Raw genomic sequence first — 2,975 nt, 5'->3', positions numbered from 1 at the left:
CTGGGTCCGCGAGGACCCCGTGCACAAGCGCGCCGACCGCGACGACTTCGCCCGCGACCGCGCCCGGCTCGTGCACTCCGCCGGCCTGCGGCGCCTGTCCGCCAAGACGCAGGTCGTCCAGCCCGGCGACGACGACTTCGTCCGCAACCGGCTCACGCACTCCCTCGAGGTCGCCCAGATCGGTCGCGAGTTCGGGGCCGCGCTCGGCTGCAGCGCCGACGTGGTCGACACCGCCTGCCTCGCCCACGACATCGGGCACCCGCCGTTCGGGCACAACGGCGAGCAGGCGCTCGATGAGCTGGCCGCGGGCATCGGCGGTTTCGAGGGCAACGCCCAGACCCTCCGGCTGCTGACCCGGCTGGAGCCCAAGCGCGTGCACCCCGATGGCCGACCGGCCGGCCTCAACCTCACGCGCGCCTCACTGGACGCCGCCACGAAGTACCCGTGGGCGCGCGGGCAGGGCGCCGGGCCCGCGGTTGGGAGCCGGAAGTTCGGTGTCTACGAGGACGACCTGGAGGTCTTCGCCTGGTTCCGCGGCGACGTGCCTGCCGGACGGAGATGCCTCGAGGCCGACGTCATGGACTGGTCCGACGATGTCGCCTACTCCGTCCACGACGTCGAGGACGCCGTCGCCTCCGGCCGACTGGACCTCCGGCGGCTGCGTGACACCACCGACGTCGAGCACGTCCTGGCCGTGGCGGGCGGGGTGTATGCCGCGGACCTCGGGGCCGACGACCTCGGGGCCGCGCTGGAGCGCGTGCTGGCCACCGGAGCCGTGCCCACGGCATACGACGGGTCGCGAGGCGACCTCGCCGCGCTCAAGGACATGACCTCCCGGCTCATCGGCCGGTTCGTGCTCGCCGTCGAGGTGGCGACCCGCGAGCGCCACGGCGGGGGCGACCTCACCCGGTATGCCGCCGAGCTCGTCGTGCCCGACGGGACCCGAGCCGAGTGCGCGGTCCTGAAGGCCGTCGCCGCCCACTTCGTCATGCACGCGGAGGAGCGGGTGGAGGTCATGGCCGCCCAGCGGGAGGTGGTCAGGGACCTGGTCGCGGCCTACCGGGAGGGCCCGGCCGAGCGACTCGACCCGGTCCTGCTGACCGACTGGAAGGCCGCCGGGACCGACGCGCAGGCGCTGCGGGTCGTCGTCGACCAGGTCGCCTCACTGACCGACGTGCGGGCCCTGGCCCTCCACCGCCGGTGGTGCTGACGGGTTGCCGCCGGTGACGGCGAGCAGCCCCTTCGTGGCCGCGACGGCCACCGCGAAGGCCACTGCCAGCCACGGGTTGCCCCGCGCGGCGATCGCGACGGCGGCCAGGCCGAACCACGCGACCATGAAGACCGCGAGTCGCCAGCCGGCGAGGCGCCGTGGCGCGCGGGGCGCCGCGAACTGGCCCCAGAGTGCGGCCATGGCCACCAGGGCGAGCACCCCGACGGCGGCACCGTCGAGGCCGCCGTCGCCGTAGCCCCAGCGCAGGACCGCGAAGAGCGCGAGCAGCTCGAGGGCGAAGAGCAGGCTCAGCAGGAAGGCGCGCACGGACTGCACGGTGTCTCCTCGCGGGATGCCGGGGCGGGATGTGGGCATGCTGCCAGACGCCGGCGACGGGCAGCGCCTAGACTCACCGCGGACAAGGAGGACACGTGGCGGGTCGGATCAAGGCCGACGACATCGCGCTGGTGAAAGAGCGCTCGTCGATCGAGGACGTCGTGCGTGAGCACGTCACCCTGCGCCCGGCCGGCCCGGGGTCGATGAAGGGCCTGTGCCCCTTCCACGACGAGAAGACGCCCTCGTTCAACATCCGCCCCGTGGTCGGCGCCTGGCACTGCTTCGGGTGCGGCGAGGGCGGCGACGTCATCTCGTTCCTGCAGAAGGTCGAGCACCTCACCTTCGCCGAGGCCGTCGAGCGGCTGGCCCAGAAGCTCGGGCTCGAGCTGCACTACGAGGACGGCTTCGCCCCCCGCGACGGCGAGTCGCTCGGCCGCCGGTCGCGGCTGCTCGAGGCGCACCGGGTGGCCCAGGAGTTCTACCACCGCACGCTGCTCGAGAGCCCCGAGGCCCGCAAGGGCCGCGACTTCCTGCGCGAGCGCGGGTTCGACAGCGAGGCCGCCAAGCGGTTCGGCGTCGGCTTCGCGCCCCGGGGCGGCGAGGAGCTCTCCCGCCACCTGCGCGCGAAGGGTTTCACCGACGACGAGCTGACCATCGGTGGGCTCTCCGGCCGGGGCTCGCGCGGTCTCTACGACAGGTTCCGCGGCCGCCTGGTCTGGCCGATCCACGACATCACGGGCGACACCGTCGGCTTCGGCGCCCGTCGTCTCTTCGACGACGACCGCATCGCGGCGAAGTACCTCAACACCTCCGAGACGCCGATCTACAAGAAGTCGAGCGTGCTCTACGGGCTCGACGCCGCCAAGAAGGCCATCGCCGCCGAGCGCAAGGCCGTCGTCGTCGAGGGCTACACCGACGTCATGGCGTGCCACCTCGCCGGCGTGGAGGGCGCGGTGGCCACGTGTGGCACGGCGTTCGGCGTCGACCACATCAAGGTGCTGCGACGGATCATGCGTGACGAGGCGGACCTCGCGCCCGCCCGGGTCGTGTTCACCTTCGACGGTGACGCCGCCGGCCAGAAGGCGGCGATGCGGGCCTTCGGGGAGGACCAGCGCTGGGCGTCGCAGTCCTTCGTGGCCGTGGCCGAGCGGGGCATGGACCCCTGCGACCTGCGCCTGGCCAAGGGTGACGACGCCGTGCGTCACCTCGTCGAGGACGCCGTCCCGATGTTCGAGTTCGCGGTCCGCACCACGATCGCCCGCTTCGACCTCTCGACGGCCGAGGGCAGGGTGCAGGGCATGCGCGCCGCGGCGCCGATCGTCGCGAGCATCCGCGACACGTCGATGCGCCCGGAGTACACCCGCACCGTGGCGGGCTGGATCGGCGTCGAGGTCGAGCAGGTCCAGGCGGAGGTGGCGCGGGCCGGCCG

General features: G+C 73.4%; 3 protein-coding genes. 2 read left to right on the top strand and 1 reads right to left on the bottom strand.

Features of this window, described 5'->3' with window-relative positions; translation table 11 throughout:
- Positions 1-1,210: deoxyguanosinetriphosphate triphosphohydrolase (locus tag VIB11_RS06295; protein WP_332029442.1), on the top strand; the 1,210-nt coding region annotated here is incomplete at its 5' end.
- On the opposite strand, the gene VIB11_RS06290 is transcribed toward VIB11_RS06295, so the two are convergent.
- The gene (locus VIB11_RS06290) at positions 1,163-1,546 is read right to left on the bottom strand and encodes a YrdB family protein (protein WP_332029440.1); all 384 of its coding nucleotides are present in this window, start codon (positions 1,544-1,546) and stop codon (positions 1,163-1,165) included. The two genes, VIB11_RS06295 and VIB11_RS06290, sit on opposite strands and share 48 nt — an antisense overlap.
- Positions 1,547-1,641: 95 nt before the next feature.
- Between VIB11_RS06290 and dnaG the strand changes: the two genes are divergently transcribed.
- On the top strand, positions 1,642-2,975 hold a 1,334-nt coding region (gene dnaG / locus VIB11_RS06285), incomplete at its 3' end, for a DNA primase (RefSeq protein ID WP_332029438.1).

This window comes from Pedococcus sp., from assembly GCF_036554925.1.
Taxonomy (GTDB): Bacteria; Actinomycetota; Actinomycetes; order Actinomycetales; family Dermatophilaceae; genus Pedococcus_A.
The sequence above is the reverse complement of the archived record's forward strand: the minus strand, read 5'-3'. Positions and strand labels throughout refer to the sequence as shown.